Source organism: Phenylobacterium sp., from assembly GCF_016124325.1.
In the GTDB taxonomy this organism is placed as follows: Bacteria; Pseudomonadota; Alphaproteobacteria; order Caulobacterales; family Caulobacteraceae; genus Phenylobacterium.
On sequence record NZ_WGNY01000022.1, the window covers coordinates 12,757 to 34,625 of the forward strand.

General features: G+C 70.6%; 19 protein-coding genes. 5 read left to right on the forward strand and 14 right to left on the reverse strand.

Features of this window, described 5'->3' with window-relative positions; translation table 11 throughout:
* Positions 1 to 97: 97 nt before the first annotated feature.
* From GC203_RS13490 to GC203_RS13500, 3 genes are read right to left on the reverse strand one after another with little or no spacing between them, the layout of a single operon-like run.
* Positions 98 to 2,587 carry an ABC transporter permease gene (locus GC203_RS13490; RefSeq protein WP_293455283.1) on the reverse strand — a complete coding sequence of 830 codons (2,490 nt, stop codon included), beginning with the start codon at positions 2,585 to 2,587 and terminating at the stop codon, positions 98 to 100.
* A gap of 17 nt (positions 2,588 to 2,604) precedes the next feature.
* A complete protein-coding gene (locus GC203_RS13495; protein ID WP_293455287.1) occupies positions 2,605 to 3,285 on the reverse strand; it encodes an ABC transporter ATP-binding protein in 681 nt (226 codons plus the stop codon).
* 11 nt (positions 3,286 to 3,296) lie between these two features.
* Positions 3,297 to 4,589 (reverse strand): efflux RND transporter periplasmic adaptor subunit, encoded by a 1,293-nt coding sequence (locus GC203_RS13500; RefSeq protein WP_293455290.1) that lies wholly within the window; start codon positions 4,587 to 4,589, stop codon positions 3,297 to 3,299.
* Between the two features lie 132 nt (positions 4,590 to 4,721).
* Here GC203_RS13500 and GC203_RS13505 point away from each other — a divergent pair, with 132 nt between their 5' ends.
* The 3 genes from GC203_RS13505 (at position 4,722) to GC203_RS13515 (ending at position 7,715) form a co-directional block, all read left to right on the forward strand.
* Positions 4,722 to 5,978 (forward strand): response regulator, encoded by a 1,257-nt coding sequence (locus tag GC203_RS13505; protein WP_293455293.1) that lies wholly within the window; start codon positions 4,722 to 4,724, stop codon positions 5,976 to 5,978.
* A complete protein-coding gene (locus tag GC203_RS13510) occupies positions 5,968 to 7,188 on the forward strand; it encodes an ATP-binding protein (protein ID WP_293455295.1) in 1,221 nt (406 codons plus the stop codon). Before GC203_RS13505 ends, GC203_RS13510 begins: the two co-directional genes overlap by 11 nt.
* A 149-nt stretch (positions 7,189 to 7,337) precedes the next feature.
* Positions 7,338 to 7,715: a GFA family protein gene (locus tag GC203_RS13515; protein WP_293455297.1), complete on the forward strand. Its 378-nt coding sequence runs from the start codon at positions 7,338 to 7,340 to the stop codon at positions 7,713 to 7,715.
* 191 nt (positions 7,716 to 7,906) lie between these two features.
* On the opposite strand, the gene GC203_RS13520 is transcribed toward GC203_RS13515, so the two are convergent.
* The 3 genes from GC203_RS13520 to GC203_RS13530 all read right to left on the reverse strand — a co-directional run bounded on the left by GC203_RS13520 (position 7,907) and on the right by GC203_RS13530 (position 13,190).
* Positions 7,907 to 8,965 carry a phosphotransferase gene (locus GC203_RS13520; protein ID WP_293455300.1) on the reverse strand — a complete coding sequence of 353 codons (1,059 nt, stop codon included), beginning with the start codon at positions 8,963 to 8,965 and terminating at the stop codon, positions 7,907 to 7,909.
* 104 nt (positions 8,966 to 9,069) lie between these two features.
* The gene (locus GC203_RS13525; RefSeq protein WP_293455303.1) at positions 9,070 to 11,139 is read right to left on the reverse strand and encodes a discoidin domain-containing protein; all 2,070 of its coding nucleotides are present in this window, start codon (positions 11,137 to 11,139) and stop codon (positions 9,070 to 9,072) included.
* Between the two features lie 134 nt (positions 11,140 to 11,273).
* Positions 11,274 to 13,190, reverse strand: a complete 1,917-nt coding sequence (locus tag GC203_RS13530; RefSeq protein WP_293455304.1) for a CocE/NonD family hydrolase — start codon at positions 13,188 to 13,190, stop codon at positions 11,274 to 11,276.
* A gap of 57 nt (positions 13,191 to 13,247) precedes the next feature.
* On the opposite strand from GC203_RS13530, the gene GC203_RS13535 reads away from it, so the two are divergent.
* Positions 13,248 to 15,023: a DUF885 family protein gene (locus GC203_RS13535; RefSeq protein ID WP_293455306.1), complete on the forward strand. Its 1,776-nt coding sequence runs from the start codon at positions 13,248 to 13,250 to the stop codon at positions 15,021 to 15,023.
* A 154-nt stretch (positions 15,024 to 15,177) separates the two neighbouring features.
* On the opposite strand, the gene purQ is transcribed toward GC203_RS13535, so the two are convergent.
* The 5 genes from purQ to purC form a co-directional block, all read right to left on the reverse strand.
* Positions 15,178 to 15,840 carry a phosphoribosylformylglycinamidine synthase subunit PurQ gene (purQ, locus tag GC203_RS13540; RefSeq protein ID WP_293455309.1) on the reverse strand — a complete coding sequence of 221 codons (663 nt, stop codon included), beginning with the start codon at positions 15,838 to 15,840 and terminating at the stop codon, positions 15,178 to 15,180.
* A gap of 10 nt (positions 15,841 to 15,850) precedes the next feature.
* Positions 15,851 to 16,336 carry a DUF3291 domain-containing protein gene (locus GC203_RS13545; protein ID WP_293455311.1) on the reverse strand — a complete coding sequence of 162 codons (486 nt, stop codon included), beginning with the start codon at positions 16,334 to 16,336 and terminating at the stop codon, positions 15,851 to 15,853.
* Positions 16,333 to 16,638, reverse strand: a complete 306-nt coding sequence (locus GC203_RS13550; RefSeq protein ID WP_293455312.1) for a hypothetical protein — start codon at positions 16,636 to 16,638, stop codon at positions 16,333 to 16,335. The genes GC203_RS13545 and GC203_RS13550 overlap by 4 nt, the downstream gene beginning before the upstream one ends.
* 272 nt (positions 16,639 to 16,910) lie before the next feature.
* A complete protein-coding gene (gene purS / locus GC203_RS13555; protein ID WP_293455313.1) occupies positions 16,911 to 17,150 on the reverse strand; it encodes a phosphoribosylformylglycinamidine synthase subunit PurS in 240 nt (79 codons plus the stop codon).
* Positions 17,150 to 17,905: a phosphoribosylaminoimidazolesuccinocarboxamide synthase gene (gene purC, locus GC203_RS13560; protein WP_293455315.1), complete on the reverse strand. Its 756-nt coding sequence runs from the start codon at positions 17,903 to 17,905 to the stop codon at positions 17,150 to 17,152. The genes purS and purC overlap by 1 nt, the downstream gene beginning before the upstream one ends.
* A 238-nt stretch (positions 17,906 to 18,143) precedes the next feature.
* Between purC and GC203_RS13565 the strand changes: the two genes are divergently transcribed.
* The gene (locus tag GC203_RS13565; RefSeq protein WP_293455316.1) at positions 18,144 to 18,467 is read left to right on the forward strand and encodes a DUF1476 domain-containing protein; all 324 of its coding nucleotides are present in this window, start codon (positions 18,144 to 18,146) and stop codon (positions 18,465 to 18,467) included.
* A gap of 191 nt (positions 18,468 to 18,658) precedes the next feature.
* On the opposite strand, the gene GC203_RS13570 is transcribed toward GC203_RS13565, so the two are convergent.
* Genes GC203_RS13570 through purB form a run of 3 tightly spaced genes read right to left on the reverse strand, consistent with a single transcriptional unit; the run spans position 18,659 to position 21,823 of the window.
* The gene (locus GC203_RS13570) at positions 18,659 to 20,077 is read right to left on the reverse strand and encodes a coniferyl aldehyde dehydrogenase (protein ID WP_293455318.1); all 1,419 of its coding nucleotides are present in this window, start codon (positions 20,075 to 20,077) and stop codon (positions 18,659 to 18,661) included.
* Positions 20,078 to 20,127: 50 nt separating this feature from the next.
* Positions 20,128 to 20,472 (reverse strand): MmcQ/YjbR family DNA-binding protein, encoded by a 345-nt coding sequence (locus tag GC203_RS13575; protein WP_366501837.1) that lies wholly within the window; start codon positions 20,470 to 20,472, stop codon positions 20,128 to 20,130.
* Between the two features lie 25 nt (positions 20,473 to 20,497).
* Positions 20,498 to 21,823, reverse strand: a complete 1,326-nt coding sequence (purB, locus tag GC203_RS13580; protein WP_293455321.1) for an adenylosuccinate lyase — start codon at positions 21,821 to 21,823, stop codon at positions 20,498 to 20,500.
* Positions 21,824 to 21,869: the final 46 nt, after the last annotated feature.

Here is a 21,869-nt window from a genome sequence, read left to right on the forward strand (position 1 = left end):
CACGCGACTCTGGTTTCACGGGACGGCCAAGGCCGTGGGACGTTCTGCCCCGCGGCCGTTATCGCAGCTCAGCCTTAGCCGTCCGTTAGCGGATCGTTCATTCGTAGCGCAGCGCCCGCGACGGTTCGGCGCGCGCCACCCGGATCGTCTGGTCGGCCACGGTGACCACCGCCACCAGGATCGCGGCCAGGCTGGGCGCCAGGAAGTAGACCGGGTTGAGGTCGATCCGCTGGTCGAAGCCCGAGAGCCACGAGCGCATCACGAACCAGGCGACCGGCCAGGCGATCAGGTTGGCCCACAGCACCGGGCGCAGGAACTCGCCCACCAGCAGGCGCAGGACGTCGGCGGTGGAGGCGCCCAGCGTCTTGCGGATGCCGATCTCCTTGGTGCGTCGCGCCGTGTTGAAGGCGGCGAGACCGTAGAGGCCGAGGCAGGCGATGATCGTCGAGAGCGCCGAGCCGGCCGCGAAGAGCTGGCCGCGCCGCGCGTCGGGGTCGTAGTAGGGCTTGAGCGCGCGATCCACGGTCTCGGCCCGCAGCGGCACGCCGGGCGCGAGCGTGCGCCACGCCGTCTCCAGGCGCTTGGTCACGGCCGGCATGTCGGGTTCGGAGACGCGGATCGCCGCGGCGAAGTTGGCCGCCGCGTCGGTGTTCGCGAGGCCGCTGTCCTGCATGTAGTACTGCGGCGCGGGCGGGTTCCGGGGCGAGGCGAAGCGGACATCGCGGACGACGCCGATGATGGTGGCGAACACCTCGATGCCGGAGCGGTTGCGGCCCAGGCGGACCCGCTCGCCGATGATCTTGGAGGGCTGGGTGAAGCCGAAGGCGCGGGCGGCCGCCTCGTTGATCATGATGTTGACCCCGCGCGTGGCGTAGACCTCGTCGCTGAGCGAGGCGCGATCGTCCAGGCCGTGCTTCATGTCGAGGTAGCGGCCCGCCAGCAGGTCAAGTCCGTAGGTCTGGGCGTAGTCCTCGCCGACGCGTTCGCGGGTCAGGATCGGCTCGACCTTGGGATTGCTGACGAGGCTCACGTTGCCGTTGCTGTCCTCCTCGCCGGCCGGCCGGCGGTCGGACGCGGTGACGGAGACCACGCCGGGCAGCCGCCGGAAGGCGTCGAGCATGCTGCGCATATTGGTCGAGACCGCCGGGTCGTTGATGCCCTGGATCACGATCAGGCCGTCGCGCCGGAAGCCCACGTCGGCGTTCCGAAGGTACTGGATCTGCGCGAAAATGACCGCCGCGCAAGCCATCAGGCCGATGGCGATGGCGAACTGGCCGACCGCGAGCACTTCGCGCACCCGCGCGCCGGAGCGACCGCCGCCAGGCGTGCGGGCCGAGGCGAGCACGGCCGCGGGGCGGAAGCCCGACAGCACCAGCGCGGGATAAACCCCCGACAGCAGGCCGACCGCCACGCAGAGGGCGACCAGCGGCAAGGCCGCGCCGCCGGCGCCGAAATAGGTGAGATGGATCGGCTCGCCCAACACCGCGCTGACCGCCGGCAGGGCGAGTTCGGCGAGCGCCGCGGCGACCAGCCCGGCGGCCAGGGCCATCACCACCGACTCCGCCACGAACTGGACGACCAGCGCCCGCCGCGTGGCGCCCATGACCTTGCGGACGGCGACTTCCCGCGCCCGCATCCCGGCCCGGGCGGTGGCCAGGCTGATGTAGTTCACCACCGCCACCAGCAGGGTGACCACGCCCATCACGCCCAGCGCGCCAATGAACAGGGGGTCGGCGCCCGGCTTGAAGGCCGCGCCGGTCTTGGCGTCGCGGAAGTGGATGCCCGCGAGCGGGATCAGGCGGTACTGCGCGACTTCGTGGTGAAGCGAGGAGGTGGCGTCGTGGGCGCGCCGGTCGATGAAGTCGGGCAGGGCGGCCTGGACGGCGGCGATATCTGCCGGCGAGCGGAGCTTGAGATAGGTGTAGAGCATCGAGCTGCCCCACCGGCTCAGGAACTCGCGCATGCTGGGCACCACGGAGAGGTCGAAGCGGGCGATCAGGCCCAGTTCCAGGTGGCTGTTCGGCGGCAGGTCCTTGAGCACGCCGGTGACGCGATAGGTCCGCGCGGCGCCGTCCACGACCACGGTGAGCTCGCGGCCCACCGCATCGACCGTGCCGAAATACTTGCGGGCCATCGTCTCGCTGACCACCAGGCTGTTGAGGTCGGGCAGGGCCGTGGCGGCGTTTCCGGACCGGAACGGCAGGCTGAAGACGTCGAAGATCGCGGGGTCGGTCAGGGCGAGGTCCTCGAACGATTGCCGGTCGCCCGCCCGCACGATCGTCTTGACGGCCCAGATGCGCGCGCCCGCCTCGATCTGGGGGAAGTCCTGCTTCAGCGCCGGCAGCAGGATGGCCTGGGTCGAGGCGTCCTCGGACGGCGGCCGGCCGGGGAAGGAGAACCACTCGTTCACCCGCACGATCCGCTCGGCGTCGGGCACCCAGCGGTCGAAGCTGTTCTCGAAGCGCACGACCAGCAGCAGGATCAGGCAGACGGCGATGCCCAGGGCCAGACCCAGGGTGTTGAGCGCGGCGTACAGCCGGTGGCGGGTGAGCGTGCGGTAGAGCGAAAGCGCGTAGTTGCCCCACATGGCGGACGTCTCCTCGATCAGGCCGCGCGGCGGGCGGAGACGATGATCTGCCCGTCCAGCATGTTGACGACGCGTTTCGCTATGTCCGCGTGGGCTGGAGAATGGGTGACCATGACGATGGTCGCGCCTTCGCCGTTGAGGGTCTTCAGGATGTCCATGACCTGTTCGCCGTTCTCGGTGTCGAGGTTGCCGGTGGGCTCGTCCGCCAGGATGATCGAGGGCTCGCCGACGATGGCGCGGGCGATGGCCGCGCGCTGCTGCTGGCCGCCGGAGAGCTGGTGGGGATAGTGCCGGGCGCGGTGGGCGACGCCCACGCGGTCCATGGCGGCCTCCACACGGGCCTTGCGCTCCTTGCCCGCCCAGCGGCGGTAGACCAGGCCCAGCTCGACGTTCTCGGCGATGGTCAGCTCGTCGATCAGGTTGAAGCTCTGGAAGACGAAGCCGATGTTGTCGCGGCGCAGGCGGGCCAGCTCGGCCTCGCGCAGGTCCATGACCTCCTGGCCCTTGAACAGGTAGCGGCCGCTGGTGGGCCGGTCGATCAGGCCCATGATGTTGAGCAGGGTCGACTTCCCGCAGCCCGACGGGCCCATGATGGCGACGAACTCGCCGGCCTCGATGTTGAGGTCGATGGCGCGCAGCGCCGTGGTCTCGACCTCGTCGGTGCGGAACTGGCGGTGGATGTCGGCAAGGGTGATCATGGAGGCGGCTCTCAGCGCAGGATGAGTTGCTTGTAGGGCTCGAGGCCCGCGTAGGAGGAGACGACGACGCGGTCGCCGGGCTTGAGGCCCTTGAGGATCTCGACCTGTTCGGGATTGCGCCGGCCGACCGCTATGGCGCGGCGCTGGGCGCGGCCGCCGTGGACGACGAAGGCGAAGTTCCCGCCCGAGGCCTCCAGCCAGGCGCCGTTGGGCAGGACCAGGGCGGGGCGGGTGTCGCCGAGGGTGAGGCGCAGGTCGAGGGTCTGGCCGCGGCGCAGGCTGGCCGGCGGGGCGCCCTGGAACGCGAACTCGGCCTTGAAGCGGCCGGCGGTGACCTGGGGCAGGACGCGCAGCACCTTCAGGGCCAGCTTGCGGCCGTCGAGGTCGATGGTGGCGGCCTGTCCGGGGGCGATGCGGCCCAGGTAGAACTCGTCGATGTCGGCCACCAGCTTGTAGGCGCCTTCGGAGTCCACCTGGCCCAGGGTCTCGCCGGCCTTGAGCGGCTGGCCGGGATGCAGGTCGAAGTTGGTGAGGCGCCCGGCGGCGGGCGCGCGCACGACCAGGGCGCCCAGGCTGTCCTGGACGATCTGGAGATTGCTCTGCAGGCGGTTGGCCATCTGGCGGATCTGGCCCTGCTGGGCGCGGGCGATGCGCTGTTCCTCGACCTGCTGGGTCTTGAGCGCGGCGAGGTGGTCGCGGTGGTACTGGGCCTCGTCGGCGTAGGTGCGCACGCCGGCGTCGGACTCGAAGCCGGCGTCGTGGAGGCGCTGGCGCTTCTCCAGCTCGCGCCGGGCGGTCATCAGCTTGTAGGCGGTGTCGGCGACCTCCTGCTCGCGTTCGGCGCGGGCGCGCTGCAGGGCCAGCTCCTGGGCGCTGACGTCGCCCAGGCGGGCGGCGATGTCGGCCTCGCGGGCGGTGACGTCGAGCTGGAGCTGCGGGTTGGCCAGCCGGGCCAACGGCGCGCCGGCCGCTACCTCCGCGCCGTCCTGGACCAGCACCTGCTCGACCTGGCCGCCCTCGACGGCGGTGACGTAGACGGTGGTCAGGGGCGCGACCTCGGCGCGGAGCGGCAGGTAGTCCTGGAACGGGGCGCGGGCGACCTCGGCGGTCTCGGTCTCGCTCTTCTTGACCGTCACCGAGCCGGCCGACGGGACCAGCCACAGGGCGAGGCCGGTCACGACCAGGGCCGCGGCGACGCCGCCGCCGATCCACAGGTTGCGGCGCCGGGCCTTCGGCTTTTCGACCGGGCGATCCATCGAGGCGCCGGGCGAGTGCAGGTGCGAAATGGAGGAACTGGACGTCATGGCCTTCAGATGCGACTTTTCACATCCAGGCTACACGTGATTTTCGCCAGTCTAACCGGCTGGATAAATTAAGTTTTCCTGATTTCGCCCGCGCCGGGTGACCGCTATCGGACGAGGTGTTCGTTTCCGGACATGGGGGAGAGGCTGTCAAGCGATTCCACGACGGTGCTGCTGGTGGACGACGATCCCGACGTGGCGACCGCCGCGCGCGTGGCGCTGAACCGCGAGGGCTATCGCGTGCTGAGCGCGGCCAGCCCCGCCGAGGCCTGGAGCGTGCTGGCCGCCGAGCCGGTGGACGTGATCCTGCTGGACCTCAATTTCACCCGCGGCGAGACCTCGGGCGAGGAGGGGTTCCGGTGGCTCGCCGAACTGCGCGTCCAGGATCCCTCGGCCGTGGTCGTGGTGGTGACCGGGCACAGCGGGATCAACATCGCCGTGGCCGCCATGAAGGCCGGGGCCAGCGACTTCGTGATGAAGCCCTGGAGCAATGCGCGGCTGGTCGACACGGTGCGCGACGCCGCGGCCCTGGCGCGGGAGCGGCGCGGTGAGGCCGGCGAGGCGCCGGCGGTGGACGAGGACACGCTGATCGTCGGCGACAGCGAGCCGATCCGGCGGGCGCGGGACCTGATCGCCCGGGCCGGGCCCACGGCGGCGGCGGTGCTGATCCGCGGGCCGGCGGGCGCGGGCAAGAGCCTGGCGGCGCGCGCCCTGCACGCCCGCTCGGGCCGGACGGAGCCGCTCGTGCGCCTGGACGCCGCGGCGTTGGGCCCCGACGCCGAGGCCGCCCTGCGCCGCGCGGCGGCCGAGGCGGCGAACGGGACGCTGCTGATCGAGGAGCCCGCCGCCCTGCCGCCCGCCGGACGCGCGGCGCTGGTCGGACTGCTGGAAGGCGGCCTGCCGGCCCGGCTGGTCTCGACCACGCGCGAGGCGGCGGCGGGCGCCGACGACGACCTGATGGCGCGGCTGGCGACGGTGGAGATCGTGCTGCCGCCGCTGGGCGAGCGCGGCGACGACGTGGTGCTGCTGGCCGAGCACTTCGTGCGGCTGTTCTCGCGGCGTTACGGCAAGGCGCCCAAACCGCTGGACGCCTCGGCGCTGGAGGCGCTGGCCGAGACCCCGCCGCCCGGCGACGTGCGCGGCCTGCGCCAGGCCTGCGAGCGGGCGGTGGTGCTGGCCGACGGCGACGTGCTGACCGCGGCCGACCTGGCTCCGGCTCCGGCGGGCGGCGCGGCGCCGGCGGGCCAGCCCGACCTGAACCTCGCCCGCTCGGAGAAGGCGATCGTCGAGGCCGCCCTGAAGCGGCACGCGCACAACGTCAGCCACGCGGCGCGCGAACTGGGCCTGACCCGGGCGGCGCTGTACCGGCGCATGGTCAAGCATGGTCTCTAGGCGGCGCCTGACGCGCATCGCGGCGCTGCTCGGCGTGGCCGCGGCGGGCGGCCTGGCGGTGCTGGCGCTGCGCGCGGAGCTGCCGGCCAATGCGCTGCTGGCCTCGCTCGCCGCCATCGCGGCGGGCCTGTGGCTGGTCACCCGCGACGAGCCCGCCCCGGCGCCGGCCCCGCCGGCCGAGGGCGACGCCGTGCGGCTGGACCAGGAGCGGGAGCGGCGAACGCTGCAGGCCTATCTGGACCAGACCCCCACGCCCCTGGTGCTGGCCCCGCTGGTCGGGCCGCTGACCGCGGTGAACCGGGCCGCGCGGCGGCTGTTCCACACCGACGGGGTGCTGCCCGACCCGTCGCCCGAACTGGCCGAGGCGATCGCGACGGCCTCGCCGGAGACGCGGCGGACGGTGCGGCTGGCCTCGGGCGACGGGCCGCCGCGGACCTATGCGCTGTCGGTGGCCGAGGTGACCGGCGGCGGCGGGCCGGTGCGGCTGGCCGCGCTCACCGACATCGAGGCCGAGATCCAGGCGGCCGAGGCGGCGGCGCTGAAGGAGCTGCTGCAGGTGCTGAGCCACGAGATCATGAACTCGCTGACGCCCCTGGCCTCGCTGGCCCAGAGCGCCGCCGAACTGCTGGAGGAGGGCGAGCGCCAGGACGTGGCCACGGCGCGGGAGAGCGTGGCGGTGATCGCCCGGCGCACCGACGGCCTGCACCGCTTCGTCGAGGCCTACCGCCAGCTCGCCCGGCTGCCGGCGCCGCAGCCGCGCCTGGTGAGCCTGGGCGATCTCATCGACGAGGCCGCGCGGCTGTTCGAGACCCGCTGGGGCGCGAGGGGCGTGGCGCTGGAGGCGGTGCGGCCCAGACCCGACATCCGTATCCGCCTGGACCCCGACCTCACGGCCCAGGCGCTGATCAGCCTCTTGGCCAACGCCGCCCAGGCCGCGCTGGCCAATACCGCCGACGGGACCGCGCCGCCCACCGTGCGCCTGTCGGCGCGGCCGGCGGGGGAGGGCGCGGCGATCGTGGTGGAGGACAACGGCGCGGGCGTCGATCCGGCGCGCGCGGGTGAGATCTTCAAGCCGTTCTTCACCACCAAGCCCGAGGGCAGCGGCATCGGACTCAGCCTGGCGCGGCAAGCGGTGGTGAGCCAGGGCGGCCAGCTGGTGCTCGACCCGCCGCGGGCGGGCGAGGGGGCCCGCTTCACCATCGCGCTCTGATAGCGCACGCCCCTCGCGCGCATCCCCTTCCGCGCCGGCCGGCGTTGGCGTCTTATCGCGGCGGGCCGTCCGCGACGGTGCGGCGGCGAAGGGGGACCAGGGCCATGGCACATGTCGGCGCCTGCTTCTGTGGCGCAGTCGAACTTGAGGTGAGCGGCGAACCCGAGGCGATGGGCTATTGCCATTGCCGATCGTGCCGCTCGTGGTCGGGCGGGCCGGTGAACGCCTTCAGCCTGTGGAAGCCCGAGGCGGTGACGGTGACCAAGGGCGCCGAGCACGTCGCGACCTTCCAGAAGACCGAGCTCAGCCAGCGGAAATACTGCGCCAAGTGCGGCGGTCACCTGATGACCAACCACCCGCCGCTGGGCCTGGTGGACGTGTTCACCGCCACCATCCCGACGCTGGATTTCCAGCCGGGCGTGCATGTGAACTACGCCGAGACGGTGCTGCCCATGAAGGACGGCCTGCCGAAGCTGAAGGACTTCCCGGCCGAGTTCGGCGGCTCGGGCGAGGCCGTGCCGGAGTAGGGGCCGGCTCGCCGGGGACGTCATCCCGGACGCAAGGCGCCCGAAGATCCGGGATCCAGCAGCTCAAACCCGCCGAAGGGAGGCGCTTCACCGCCGTGCGGCTGGGTCCCGGCTCTCCGCGCTCTTGCGAGCGCTGCGGCCGGGATGACGGAGGGTTGGCCGACGTAGCGCCGGGCCATGGCGAACGGGGCCTATTCGCGCCCTTCCAGGATCGCCAGGGCCTGTTCGGCCAGGAGCGGGCAGCCGTTGATGGCTTCGCGCTCGCTAGCCAGAACGCCGGCCAGGGTGCGGGCGTAGACGCCCTGGCCGATCGAGGCGAGCCGGAAGATCGAGAAGGCCATCAGGAACGGCCAGTCGGCGATCTCGCCGCGGCCGGTGCGCTGGCAGTAGCGGGCGACGTACTCGGCCTCGGTGGGGATGCCGCTGGCGGCGAGGTCGACGCCGTCCAGGCTGCCCCAGCCGGGGGAATGCGAGCGCCAGATGAAGGCGTTGTAGGCGATGTCGGCCAGCGGATGGCCGATGGTGGAGAGCTCCCAGTCGAGCACGGCCACGATGCGCGGCTCGGTGGGGTGGAACATCACGTTCTCGAGGCGGTAGTCGCCGTGGGCGATGGAGACCGACTGGTCGGCGGGGATGCGGGCCGGCAGCTTCTCGATCAGGGCGTCCATGGCCGGAATCTCTTCCGTCTTGGCGTCAACATACTGACGGGTCCAGCGGGCCACCTGGCGCTCGAAGTAGTTGCCCGGGCGGCCGTAGTCGCCGAGGCCCACGGCCTCGAAGTCGACCTGATGCAGCTTGGCCAGGGTGGCGTTGAGGTCGTCGTAGATGGCGGCGCGCTCGGCCGGCTCCAGGCCCGGCAGGGCGGCGTCGCGGAAGATGCGGCCCTCCAGGAAGTCCATGACGTAGAAGGCGGTGCCGACGACCTCGGCGTCCTCGCACAGCGCGCGCATGCGCGGCACGGGGATGTGGCCGTCGAGCGCCTTCATCACCCGGTATTCGCGGTCAACCTGGTGGGCGCTGGCGAGCAGCTGGCCCGGCGGCTTCTTGCGCAGGACGTAGCGGCGGCCCTCGCCGTTGGTGAGCAGGAAGGTGGGGTTGGACGCCCCGCCCTGGAACTGCTGGACGCGCAGGGTGTCGCCGACCTCGGGGACCTGGCCGCGCAGCCAGGCGTGCAGCCGGGCCTCGTCGAAGCGATGGCGCTCGGCGACTTCCGTGACGGGCAGGGCGGGGGTGTCTGGCGCGGCGGTCATGAGCCCATCGTTCCACGCCGGGCGCGCGGGTCAACGGCGCCGCCACGGAAGGGGCGGTCGATGTGACCGGGCGGAAGGCGCCGACGCTTCGCCGAAGCCCGCCCTCAGAGCGGATGAGGCGGCGCGCCCTCGACCACCACCACGAGCGCGGCGGGCGGGACCTCCACCTCCGACAGGAACGCGGACGCGTCGTGCTCGGGCGGGTCGTCGCGCCCGGGATGGCTGCGCGGCCCGTCGTCGATCCATTCGTACTGGGCTGCGCCGTAGCGCCAGACCTCCGCGTCCCCCGTGTCCGGCAGGGCCAGGCGGTAGGCGCGCGACGGGTCGCGGTTGAGGATCAGCAGCGAGAGCCGGCCGTCCGGGCGTACGGCGGCGAAGACGCGCAGCCGAGGCGTTGTGGCGGCGTCGCCGCTCTCCACGCGCGCCGCGTAGAGGCGGTGGCGTCCGCTTGGTTCGAGCCATGCTCCGGTGATCAGGCGCGCTGCATAGTAGGTGGGCGTGGGCTGGAGAGCCTGGCCCGCCGCGTCGGCGGTGAGGAGCATCAGGTTGCCCCAGCCGGCGCAGGCGCTGTGCTGATTGGCGGGCTGGTTCGGCTGGTACCCGAAGAGGTGCGCGCCGTCGCCGCCCTCGTCGAAGAACTGACCGACGATATTGGCCATCAGCAGCGCGCTGGGCATTTCGGACTCGGCGCGGCCGGAGAACGCCGAAAAGCCGTACTCGGAGATGATCCAGGGAATTCGCGTCGGCACGCCTTCGCGCCGGGCTCGCGCCATCAGCCCGGCCATCAGCTCGTCCTGCTGCGCCAGCCGGGCGTAGGGATCGCCGCAGATGTCGTCGAACGGATAATGTTCGAACGACCAGAACCCGAGGGCGGACAGCCGGCCGCGGGCCTTGAGGTAGCGGATGAAGCGGCCATTCCACGACCGTAGCGGATCAGGGTCGAGCCAGGTGTCGCTGAGGCCGCTCTGGAGGCTCGGTCCGCCGAGCGGCGCCGCCGGGTCGATCTTCCGCAGGGCCGCGTAGGTTTCGAGGTAGAGGGCGCCGTAGTCCTCGGCGTCGACGTACTGGCCGTCCGGCTCCTCGCCCAGTTCGACGCGCGAGATCGGGTAGCGGCGGGCCTTCAGGTAGCGCAGTTCCGCCGCCGCGTTCTCGGGGGTGTCGTAGAGCACGCCGACGGGGATCATGGCCGGCTGGCCCGCCGTGAGGCCGCCGGCCAGCACGCGGTCGAGGCCCGGCTGCTCCAGGTCGGGGTCGCGATCGATCGCGCGGTGCCAGGGGTCGGTCGAGGAGACGTGAGCGATCGACTGGCGGCCGTGGCTCGCGGCGTGCCGCACCGCGTCGTGGAATCCCGACGCGTCGGTGCGACCGAACGAGACCTCGCGCACCGCGACGCCCAGCCGGTCGCGGGGATCGGTGGAGCCCGCCGGCGCGGTCCGCGAGCCGGAGTCGGCGATCACCCGCACAAAGGCCGTCGGGACCGCCGAGGCGCCCAGGTCCAGCCGCACGATCCCGCCGCGGCCGCCGCGCACCGCGCCGTGCGGGAAGGTCGCCCAGCGGCCGGCCGGGTCGTATTCGTCGGCGCCGATCCAATACTGAACCCGATAGCGCGTGGCGTAGGGCTCGCCCCAGGCGATCACGGCCGTGTCGACGACCTGCGGGTCGCCGAGCTCGACGACCAGCCATTGAGGGCGCTGCCGGGCGTGGGCGTAGGCCGGGTCGAGGTAGGGATCGGACTTCCAGAACGTCGAGAGATCGCCGTCATCGAGGCGTGACCAGCCGGTGTTGTTCGCGTTGTCGTCGGTATCGCCGCGGCGCGGCAGGTCGTAGCCGAACGACAGCTGGATCGGCGCGCCGGGCCGGTCGCTCGACGTCCAGTAGCCCTGGGCGTGGACGGGGTCGCTCCAGGACCCCACCGGGTTCCAGTGCCAGGCCGCGATGCCGAGTTCGGTGCGCAGCCGGTAGGTGAGGGGCTTCAGGCCCGCGGAGGTCATGGCCCGCACGTTGCCGGGCGTGAGGACCCTGTCGGCGCCGCCGCGCCACGCGCCGTCCAGCCCGGCGCCCAGCGCCGTCTCCGGCCGGATCACATTGCGCAGGCCCGCCGGCGAAAGGTCCACGACGATGCGGCCGTCCGCGGCCCACGCCGCCGGCGCGGCGAGGACGAGCGCCAGGGCCATTCCCGAGCGCCACGCCGCCGTGGCCCATCCCCGCGGAAATCCCGCCCGACGACGCGCGATCGGTTCCGCCGCGTCGCGCCGTCTTGCCGGGGTGGTCTGGGTCGCAACGCGTGGGACGGCGCGCATCCTGGGCTTCAGTCGATCGGGACCACCGGCAGCTCGATCGACGAGGCGGTGTCGCCGGTCAGGTAGATGCGCTGTGTGGCCTTTTTGTAGTCGGCCGGCTTGGCGAAGAAGATGTTCTCCACATAGGTCTGCGGGTTGCGGTCGTAGAGCGGGAACCAGGTCGACTGGATCTGCACCATGATCCGGTGGCCCGGCTGGAACACGTGGTTGGCCGGCGGCAGGTCGAAGCGGTAGCGCTGGACTTTGTTGGCCGGGATCGGCGAGGGGTGCTCGAAGCTCTCCCGATACCGGCCGCGGAAGATGTCCATGCCGATCGGCAGCTCGTAGCCGCCCATGCCCACGTCGGAGGGCACGACGTCGGGGTAGACGTCGATCAGCTTCACCACCCAATCGGAATCGGTCCCGCTGGTGGAGGCGTAGAGGTTCACCACCGGCTCGCCGGCGATCTTCAGCGGCTCCTTCAGGGGCGGGGTGACGAAGGTGAGCACGTCGGGGCGGCCGTCGACGTGGCGCTGGTCGTTGGTGAGCCAGTAGCGCCACTGGTCGCCATCGTCCCAGCGGACGGGCCGGCGCACGTAGGGCACGGGCTTGGCGGGATCGGAGACGTACTCCTCGAAGGCCGCGCCGGCGCCCTTCTCGAACGACAGGCCGAGGCCCGGCGTCAGGTAGAGCGGCTTCATCGGCGCGGCGCAGCCGTCGGCGCAGGCCTGGGGCCACTTCGCGAAGGTCTGCCAGCGCAGCGTGCCGGTCTCGTAGATGGTGACGGGCTTGGTGGTCAGCGGCGGGCCGTCGGTCTTCAGGTAGTGGTCGAGGAAGGGCTTCAGCACCGTCAGGCGGAACTCGGTGGCCGTGTCGCCCGGCAGCTTGAGGCCCGAGAGCTGGCGCTGTTCGTAGTTGGTGCCGGAGTGGCGCCAGGGGCCCAGCGCCAGGAAGTTCATGTCGTTCTTCGCGTCCTTGGGCTCGACGGCCTCATAGGCGTGGATCGCGCCCCACATGTCCTCCTGGTCCCACAGGGCGCCCATCCAGAGCGTCGGCACCTTCAGCGGCTGCTTGGCCAGGATGCGGTCGAGCGCCTGTTCCTGCCAGAAGGCGTCGTAGGTCGGGTGCTCGACGATCTTGCGGTAGGCGGGGATCTGGTCGAGGCCGGCGGACTTGGCGAAGCCGCCCGCCGACACCGCGCGCAGGAAGTTGTCGTAGTCGTCGAAGGCCTCGCGCGGGATGCTGGCGCCGGCGCCCTTGGCCGTCATCTGGCCGGTGAACCAGTCGAAGTTGCGCATGCGGAACGCGCCGTAGTGGAACCAGTCGTCGCCCATCCAGCCGTCGATCATCGGGCTCTGCGGCACGGCGGCCTTCAGGGCGGGGTGCGGATGGATCAGCGCCATGGCGGCGGTGAAGCCGGGATAGGACGAGCCGATGATCCCGACCCGGCCGTTGCTCTCGGGCGTGTTCTTCACCAGCCAGTCGATGGTGTCGTAGGCGTCGGTGGCGTGGTCGACCTTGCTGTCGTTGAGCGGGCCGATGAGGGGGCGGTTCAAGACGTAGTCGCCCTCGGAGCCGTACTTGCCGCGGACGTCCTGATAGACGCGGATATAGCCGTCGGCCAGGAACGGCTCGTCCATCTGGGCCCCGGCGGCTTCGGCGTGCGGCGACAGGGTGCGTTCGACGCCCCGCTTGGCGTTGTAGGGCGTGCGCGTCAGCAGGATCGGGGCGTCGTGCGCGCCCTTCGGGATGATCATGACGGTGTAGAGCTTCACGCCGTCGCGCATGGGGATCATCACCTCGCGCTTGACGTAGTCCCAGGACTCCTTGGGCCACTGGAAGTCCTTGGCGATGTCGGGGGTGAGCGGCGGCGTCTGGGCCTGGGCCGGCGCGACGAGGAGGGCGGCCGCGGCGCAGGCGGCGATCAGCGAGGCTTGCAGATTCATGGCCGGAGCGTAGCAAGGCGTAACAGCCGTCGCGACGGCTTTCAGGGGGTTTCAGTGATGCGTGCGATGTTCCTGGCCGGCGCGGTGGCGGCGGCTCTCCTGGCGTCGCCGGCGGCGATGGCCGCGCCGGGCGACGCGGACGCGGCGTTCAAGACGCTGTACGACACCGAATGGGCCTGGCGGCAGGACGAGTTCGCCCGCGCCGACGCCAGCGACGACGACCGCCTGGCGGACCACCTGCCGCACGTGGACGCCGCGAGCCAGGCGCGGCGACTGGCCTACTGGCAGGACGTTCGCCGGAAGCTGGACGCCATCCCCGAAGCCGACCTCTCCCAGGCCCAGCAGGTGAACTACGAGGTCTATCGCGACCAGATCGACGTGCTGATCAACCAGCAGACGTTCCGCGAGTACGAGAAGCCGTTCAACTCGGACAGCTCGTTCTGGTCGAGCTTCAACTTCAAGGCCCGCCGCGTCTTCCACGACGCCGAGGACTACCGCAGGTACATCGACCAACTGCATGATATCCCGCGCTATTTCGCCGAGGAGACGGCGAACATGCGGGCCGGGCTGAAGCGCGGCTTCACGCCGCCGAAGGCCACGCTGGCGGGCCGTGACAAGTCGGTTTCGGCCACGGTCGAGGCCGCCACCGCCGAGGACACCCTGTTCTGGCAGCCGTTCAAGGCCATGCCCCAGTCGATCCCGGAAGGCGAGCAGGCGGCGCTGAAGGCCGAGGCCAAGGCGGCGATCGAGGGCGAGGTGAAGCCGGCCTACGCCACGCTGCTCACCTTCCTGCGCCAGGAGTACGTGCCCCACGCCACCGAGACCCTGGCGGCCGAGGCGCTGCCCGACGGCAAGGCCTACTACCAGGCCCAGATCAAGGAGTTCGCCACCACCGACATGACGCCGGAGGAGATCCACCAGCTGGGGCTCTCCGAGGTGGCCAAGATCCGCGCCCAGATGATTGATGTGATGAAGGAAACCGGCTTCCAGGGCGACCTGCCGGCGTTCTTCGCCTACCTCCGCTCCGACCCGAAGTTCTATCCCAAGACGGCGCAGGAGCTGCTGGACAAGGGCGCGTGGATCTCCAAGCGCGTGGACGGCAAGCTGGCGGCCTATTTCGGCTGGCTGCCGCGCAGCCGCTTCACGATCGAGCCCGTGCCGGCCGACATCGCGCCGTTCTACACCTCGGCCCGGGGCGGCAAGACCACCTACCTGATCAACACCTACGACCTGCCCTCGCGGCCGCTCTACAACATGACCGCGCTGACCCTGCACGAGTCGGCGCCGGGCCATTCGTTCCAGGGCGCGCTGGCCGAGGAGCAGGAGGGGCTGCCCGACTTCCGCCGCTACACCTACATCTCCGCCTACGGCGAGGGCTGGGCGCTCTACTGCGAGTATCTGGGCCTGGAGATGGGCATGTACGACACGCCCTACGACCGCTTCGGCTATCTGACGTTCCAGATGTGGCGGGCGGCCCGGCTGGTCGTGGACACCGGCATCCACCACAAGGGCTGGACGCGGGACCAGGCGATCCGGTTCCTGCACGACAACACCGCGCTGGCCGACCACGACATCGAGATCGAGGTGGACCGCTACATCTCCTGGCCGGGGCAGGCGGTGAGCTACTACCTCGGCATGCTGGCCATCAAGGAAGCCCGCGCGAAGGCCGAGACGGCGCTGGGGCCGAAGTTCGACATCCGCGCCTTCCACGACACGGTGCTGGCGCTGGGCGCCGTGCCGCTGCCGGTGCTGAAGGCCCGCATCGACCGCTTCATCGCCGAGGGCGGCCGCGACCCGATGCCGGTGAAGTTCCAGAAGGCGGAGGCGCCCTAGGCGAGAAGGCCGAGGTGGGGCGTTCACCGGCGGCTGCCTGCGCGGCGTCGCCCCCTCCGTCAGCTCCGCTGACACCTCCCCCGCTTCGCAGGGGAGGAGCGCGCCTCCCTCGCGAAGCGGGGGAAGGGGGCCACGCGCAGCGTGGTGGAGAGGGTCAGGCGCTGGCTAGCGCGCTCTGGAACAGGACGGCGCCGTCGGCCGAGCCCAGCTCGGGTTCGAAGGCGCGGTCTGGGTGGGGCATCATGCCCAGGACGTTGCCGCGCGTGTTGACGATGCCGGCGATGTCGCGCGCCGAGCCGTTGGGGTTGGCGAGGTAGCGGAACACCACCTGGCCTTCGCCCTCCAGCCGGTCGAGGGTGTCCTCGTCGGCGAAGTAGTTGCCCTCGCCGTTGCCCACGGTCATGGCCACCTCCCGGCGGCCCGCATAGCCGGCGGTGAAGCGGGTCTGGTTGTTGACCACGGCCAGTTCGACGGTCTTGCAGACGTACTTGAGCTTCTCGTTGCGCAGCAGGGCGCCGGGCAGCAGGCCCGCCTCGCACAGCACCTGGAAGCCGTTGCAGATGCCGACGGTGGCGACGCCGCGCCCGGCGGCGGCCTTCACCTCGGTCATGATCGGCGACAGCGCCGCCATGGCGCCGCAGCGCAGGTAGTCGCCGTACGAGAAGCCGCCGGGCAGGACTACGAGGTCCACGCCGTCGGGGAGGGCGGTGTCGCCGTGCCAGACCATGTCGACGCTGGCCCCGGTCGAACGCTCGATGGCGACCTTGCAGTCGCGGTCGCAGTTGGAGCCAGGGAAGACGATGACGGCGGCTTTCATGAGGGCGTCCTTACGCGCATTCGTCGAGGATGGGCGCCGCGGATTGGCCGTCGGGCGCGGAGAAAGGGACCTTGAAGCTGAAGGCCTCGGCGGTGGGGCCGAGCTGTTCGAAGAGGGCGAGCTTGGCCATGCCCTCCTCGACCGTGGGCCGGTGGCCGGCCGGGACCCACCAGAGGCACATGTAGGTGTCCGTGTGCTCGAACCACTCGCGGCGGCGGCGCATGATCTCGCGGTGGGCGCTGCGGTAGGCGAAGGCGGCCAGGGCGTCGATATCGGTCCAGACGCTCATGTTGATGGCGAACAGCGGATCCTCGGGCCGAGGCTGGATGTCGGTGGCGTCGCCGCCGTCGCCCACGAGGCGCCAGACGAAGCCGGGCTGTTCGTCGGCCAGGGCGTTGATCCGGCCGAGGTTGTCCTTGAAGTCGGCGATCATCGGGTGATCGACCGGCGCGCGCAGCCGCCCGACGTTGATCTGGGCGAGATGATAGCCGGTCATGGCGCGTCCGCTCCCTTGCGCGTCCAGGTCTTCAGGCTTTCCAGATAGGCGTAGAGCTCGTCATAGCCAGCCTTGGAGCCATAGGCGCAACCGTCCGTATGCACGCCGCCCTCGGCGCGCTGGATCATGATCGCCGGATGGGCGGGAGAGCCGGGCCGGGTGATCAGATAGCTGACCCGCCCGTCGGCGCTGGAATAGTAGCTGTAGGGCTCGGCGCCGACCGTGCCGGCGGGGACCAGCCTGGGCTGGGCGGTGATGGCTTCGACCTGCGCCTCGAACGGCTTGGCGCAGTCGAGGTCCATGTAGGCGACGGGCTGGTCGGCGGGCTTCGACGAGCAGGCCGCGAGCGCGAGGAGGGCGAGGAACGCCTCTCCCCCGGGGCGAAGCCCCGAGAGGGAGAGGGTAGGGAGAGGGCGGCTCCGTGCGAGCGGCCGGCGCAGCCGCAGCCGCCGTGATCCCTCGCCGATGATGCTGGTGGGGCCTGGATCCGACGCCCGAGTCGTCCAGCCGGCCCTCTCCCTGCCCTCTCCCTCTCCGCTTCGCGGGGGGAGAGGAGGGGCGCCGGCGTCGCCCACTACGCCAGCTCCACCCGGTAGCTTTCGATCACCGTGTTGGCGAGGAGCTTCTCGCACATGGCCTTGACCTCGGCCTCGGCGGCGGCGCGGTCGCCGCCCTTCAGGTCGAACTCGATGGTCTTGCCGACGCGGACGTGCTCGACGCCGCCCCAGCCCAGGCCGTGCAGCGCCTGCTCGACCGCCTTGCCCTGCACGTCGAGGACGCCGGGCTTGAGGAAGACGTGGACTTTCGCGCGCACTAGTGGAGGCCCCCCTGAATCACGGTGGGCATCTCCTTCATGATCCCGAGCCGCCGCGCAACCTCAGTGTAGCTCTCGATGACGTTGCCCAGGTCGCGGCGGAACCGGTCCTTGTCGAGCTTCTCGTTGGTCTGGGAGTCCCAGAGGCGGCAGCTGTCGGGGCTGATCTCGTCGGCCAGGATGATCCGGGCGAAGTCGCCCTCCCAGACGCGTCCGAACTCGATCTTGAAGTCGACGAGGGTGATGCCGACGCCCGAGAAGAGGCCGGTGAGGAAGTCGTTCACCCGCAGGGTGAGCGCCATCATGTCGTCGATCTCCTGGGTCGAGGCCCAGTTGAAGGCGGTGATGTGCTCCTCCGAGACCATCGGGTCGTGGAGCTTGTCGTCCTTGAGGTAGAACTCGATGATCGAGCGCGGCAGGGCTTGGCCCTCGGGCAGGCCGTAGCGCGTGGAAAGCGAGCCGGCGGCCACGTTGCGGCACACCACCTCCAGCGGAATGATCTCGACCTCGCGGATCAGCTGCTCGCGCAGGTTCAGCCGCTTGATGAAGTGGTTCTGAACGCCGATGCCGTTCAGCTTGGTCATGATGTACTCGGAGATCCGGTTGTTGATGACCCCCTTGCCCTCCAGCACGGCCTTCTTCGTCGCGTCGAAGGCGGTGGTGTCGTCCTTGAAGTACTGGATGAGCGTGCCCGGCTCCGGCCCTTCGTAGAGGATCTTGGCCTTGCCCTCGTAGATCTTCTTGCGGCGGGTCATGTCGCAGCCTTCTCCTGCGGGACGAGGATCTGTCCGGTCTGCGGAACGAAAAAACGCGCGCGGCTATTTCCCTCGCGCGCGGCTCCGACTCGGCCTCTCGCCCCATTTAAGGCTGAGCAAATTTAGCGAATGCGGCCCGATGGCGCAAACACGCCGGCCGGCGCCGCTTTCGATTGCGGCGCCGGTCGGCGCGCGATATGGGATCGCCCGCTTCGAGAGATTGAGCCGTTAGGACCCGATGACCACTTTCGACGATCGCGAACAGGGTTTTGAGCGCAAGTTTGCTTTGGACCAGGAGCAGGACTTCCGGGCTCACGCGCGTCGCAACCGGGCCCTGGGCCAATGGGCGGCGGGCCTGATGGGCCTGGAGGGGCCGCACCTTGAAGAGTACGCCAAGGCGGTCGTGAAGTCCGACTTCGAGCTGCCCGGCGAGGAAGACGTGTTCCGCAAGGTCTTCGAGGACCTGAAGGGCTCGGGCGTCGCCGTGACCGAGAGCGAAGTGCGCATGAAGATGGCCGAACTGCTGGCCCAGGCGCGCGAGAGCGTGAAGGCCGGGAAATAGGCGCGTAGCGCGTCATCCCGGCGAAGGCCGGGATCCAGTTCCGCCAGCGTCGATCCCCGCAATTCAAGCGTCATGGCCCGGCTTGTCCGGGCCATCCATGAACACAGCTCTTCGGGCAGGGGCGCGCGCCGCTCGGGCGGCCTTCGTGCGCATGGATCGCCCGGACGAGCCGGGCGATGACGCCGAAGGGGCTAAGCCTTCATCTGGCCCGCCAGCATCTTGCGGATTCCCGGGCCGTAGGGCGGGCGCAGGGCCTTGAGCGGGCCGATATCCTTCTTGATCTGGCTGTAGATCGCCTTCCTGTGGCTGAACTCCAGGAAGCCGTCGTGGCCGTGGTAGCTGCCCATCCCCGACGGGCCGACGCCGCCGAACGGCAACTCCTCCTGGGCCACGTGCATGACCACGTCGTTGACGGTGACGCCGCCGGGCGTGGTCGAATTCAGCACCGTCTCGCGCTCGGCCTCGTCGGCGCCGAAGTAGTAGAGGCCCAGCGGCCGGTCGTGGGCGTTCACGTAAGCGATGGCCTCGTCGAGGGTGCGATAGCTCTTCACCGGCAGGACCGGGCCGAAGATTTCCTCCTGCATCACCTTCATGTCGTCGGTGGGATCGAGGATCAGGGTGGGGGCGATCTTGCGGTGTTCCTGCTGGCTCAGGTCCTCGTCGGCGGGGTTGAGCTCCATGATCCGGGCGCCCTTGGCGCGGGCGTCGTCGACGTAGCCCTTGATGCGCTCGTAGTGCCGTTGGGCGATGATCGAGGTGTAGTCGGGGTTGTCCTTCAGCGTCGGGAACATCCGGGCGACGGAACGGCCGGCGGCGGCCACGAAGTCGTCGACCTTCTCGGCCGGGGCCAGGACGTAGTCGGGGGCCAGGCAGATCTGGCCGGCGTTGAGCGTCTTGCCGTTCATGATCCGGGCGGCCGCCACGCCGAGATCGGCGGACCGGCTCAGGATGACCGGGCTCTTGCCGCCCAGCTCCAGGGTCAGCGGCACCAGATTGTCGGCGGCGGCGCGCATGACGTGGCGGGCGACCGAGGTGGCGCCGGTGAAGATCAGGTGGTCGAACGCCAGGTGCGCGAAGGCCTCGCCCACGTCCGGGCCGCCGGTGACGACCGCGATCTCCTCCTCGGAGAAGACCGAGGCGAACATGGTCTTCATCAGCTCGGAGGTCGCGGGGGTGTATTCCGAGGGCTTGATCATGGCGCGGTTGCCGGCGGCCAGGATGCCGGCCAGGGGCGCGAAGGTGAGATTCACCGGGAAGTTCCAAGGGCTGATCACGCCCACCACGCCCTTGGGCTGGTAGCGCACCTCGGCCTTGGCGCCGAAGAGGCCGAGGATGGCGGGCGTGGTCTTGCGCTTCTCGGGGCGCATCCACTTGGCGAGGTTGTCGCGGGCGTGCTTCAGCGGGCCGATGGAGCCGGCGACGTCGGTGAAGGCGGTGGCTTCGCGCGAGCGGGAGCCGAAGTCGGCGTTGATTGCGTCCTCGATCGCCGTCTGGTGGTCGATGAGCAGGCGGATGCAGCGGTCGATCCGCTGGATGCGCTGCTCGGCCGTGGGCGCGCCGTCGCGCAGGTGGGCCGCCTTCTGGCGATCCAGTATGCCTTGCATGTCCATCGGTCTCTCCCGTCGTTGGACGAGAGGTGAGGGGATTTCCCCGAGGGGCGTCAAGGGCGTGTGCGCGCCGCCTCAAGCACCGGGCGGCTGATCTTCCTGGGCACGATCTGCGACCAGGCCTCCAGCAGGAGGTCGGCGAGTTCGGCCTCGTCGAGATGGGCGAGCTCGACCCAGCTCCAGTAGACGGTGGCCACCGGGCATTTCTCGAAGGTCTCGGGCCGGATCTCGAACAGCAGCTCCTGATGGCCGCGGTCGAGCTTCAGGATCGCGCGGCCGCCCTGGACGAGCGCGAAGGTCTTCTTGCCGACGTTGAACCAGGGATCGCCCTTGTAGGTGACCTCATGGGCGCCCGGCAGGGCCAGCGCGAGCCGGCGGAGGTCGTCGATCGTGCTGATGGCCGCGCCTCCCCGTTCCGGCGGCCTATTCGGCGGCGGCCTTGGCGTGGGCGTCCTCGCCGAACACGCGGGCGAAGATGCGGTCGACGTTCTTGAAGTGGTAGTCGAGGTCGAACAGCGCCTCCAGCTCGGCGTCCGAGAGGGTGATCTCGGGATCGGCCTTCAGGAAGTCGAGGAAGGCGCCTTCGCCGCGCCAGACCTTCATGGCGTTGCGCTGGACGGCGGCGTAGCTGGCCTCGCGGCTCAGGCCCTTCTGGGTCAGGCCCAGCAGTACGCGCTGGGAGTGGACCAGCCCGCCCAGGCGGTCGAGGTTCTTCGCCATGTTCTCGGGATAGACCACCAGCCGCTCGACCACGCCGGCCAGGCGGCGCAGCGCAAAGTCGAGGTGGACGGTGGCGTCGGGGCAGATGCCGCGCTCGACCGAGGAGTGGCTGATGTCGCGCTCGTGCCACAGGGCGACGTTCTCCATGGCGGGCACGACCGCCGAACGGACCAGGCGGGCGAGGCCCGTCAGGTTCTCGGTGAGGATCGGGTTGCGCTTGTGCGGCATGGCGCTGGAGCCCTTCTGGCCCGCGTCGAAGGGCTCCTCGGCTTCCAGCACCTCGGTGCGCTGCAGATGGCGGATCTCGACGGCCAGCCGCTCGATGGAGCTGGCGACCACCGCCAGGGCGGCGAAATAGGCGGCGTGCCGGTCGCGCGGGATCACCTGGGTCGAGACCGGCTCGACGGCGAGGCCCATCTTCGCGGCGACATAAGCCTCCACCTCGGGCGCCACGTTGGCGAAGGTGCCCACGGCGCCGGAGATGGCGCAGGTGGCGATCTCGAACTTGGCCATCGCCAGCCGCTCCTTGGCGCGCTGGAACTCGGCGTAGTGGCCGGCGAGCTTGAGGCCGAAGGTGGTGGGTTCGGCGTGGATGCCGTGGCTGCGGCCGACGGTGGGGGTGAAGCGGTGCTCGTAGGCGCGGCGCTTGAGCGCGGCCAGCACCATGTCGACGTCCTCGAGCAGGAGGTCGGTGGCGCGGGAAAGCTGCACGGCGAGGGTGGTGTCGTTGACGTCGGACGACGTCATGCCCTGGTGCAGGAAGCGCGCCTCGGGCCCCACCACCTCGGTGACGTGGGTCAGGAAGGCGATGACATCGTGCTTCACCTCGCGCTCGATCTCGTCGATGCGGTCGGCGTCCCAGATCGCGTCCTTGCCGCCGGCCCAGATGGCCTGCGCCGCCGCCTTGGGGATCACGCCGAGGTCGGCCATCGCGTCGGCGGCGTGGGCCTCGATCTCGAACATGATCTTGAAGCGGGTCTGGGGCGACCAGACCTCGGCGGCTTCCTTGCGGGCGTAGCGGGGGATCATGGGCCGGGTGTGAGTCCGGGCCCCCGAAGAGTCAAATGGTTTTGGA

Bases quoted from the DNA above. Each gene is read 5' to 3' on its own strand.
- GC203_RS13490 (WP_293455283.1), bottom strand. From the start codon at position 2,587: ATGTGGGGCAACTACGCGCTTTCGCTCTACCGCACGCTCACCCGCCAC.
- GC203_RS13495 (WP_293455287.1), bottom strand. From the start codon at position 3,285: ATGATCACCCTTGCCGACATCCACCGCCAGTTCCGCACCGACGAGGTC.
- GC203_RS13500 (WP_293455290.1), bottom strand. From the start codon at position 4,589: ATGACGTCCAGTTCCTCCATTTCGCACCTGCACTCGCCCGGCGCCTCG.
- GC203_RS13505 (WP_293455293.1), top strand. From the start codon at position 4,722: ATGGGGGAGAGGCTGTCAAGCGATTCCACGACGGTGCTGCTGGTGGAC.
- GC203_RS13510 (WP_293455295.1), top strand. From the start codon at position 5,968: ATGGTCTCTAGGCGGCGCCTGACGCGCATCGCGGCGCTGCTCGGCGTG.
- GC203_RS13520 (WP_293455300.1), bottom strand. From the start codon at position 8,965: ATGACCGCCGCGCCAGACACCCCCGCCCTGCCCGTCACGGAAGTCGCC.
- GC203_RS13525 (WP_293455303.1), bottom strand. From the start codon at position 11,139: ATGGCCCTGGCGCTCGTCCTCGCCGCGCCGGCGGCGTGGGCCGCGGAC.
- GC203_RS13530 (WP_293455304.1), bottom strand. From the start codon at position 13,190: ATGAATCTGCAAGCCTCGCTGATCGCCGCCTGCGCCGCGGCCGCCCTC.
- GC203_RS13535 (WP_293455306.1), top strand. From the start codon at position 13,248: ATGCGTGCGATGTTCCTGGCCGGCGCGGTGGCGGCGGCTCTCCTGGCG.
- purQ (WP_293455309.1), bottom strand. From the start codon at position 15,840: ATGAAAGCCGCCGTCATCGTCTTCCCTGGCTCCAACTGCGACCGCGAC.
- GC203_RS13545 (WP_293455311.1), bottom strand. From the start codon at position 16,336: ATGACCGGCTATCATCTCGCCCAGATCAACGTCGGGCGGCTGCGCGCG.
- GC203_RS13550 (WP_293455312.1), bottom strand. From the start codon at position 16,638: ATGGACCTCGACTGCGCCAAGCCGTTCGAGGCGCAGGTCGAAGCCATC.
- purC (WP_293455315.1), bottom strand. From the start codon at position 17,905: ATGACCCGCCGCAAGAAGATCTACGAGGGCAAGGCCAAGATCCTCTAC.
- GC203_RS13565 (WP_293455316.1), top strand. From the start codon at position 18,144: ATGACCACTTTCGACGATCGCGAACAGGGTTTTGAGCGCAAGTTTGCT.
- GC203_RS13570 (WP_293455318.1), bottom strand. From the start codon at position 20,077: ATGGACATGCAAGGCATACTGGATCGCCAGAAGGCGGCCCACCTGCGC.
- purB (WP_293455321.1), bottom strand. From the start codon at position 21,823: ATGATCCCCCGCTACGCCCGCAAGGAAGCCGCCGAGGTCTGGTCGCCC.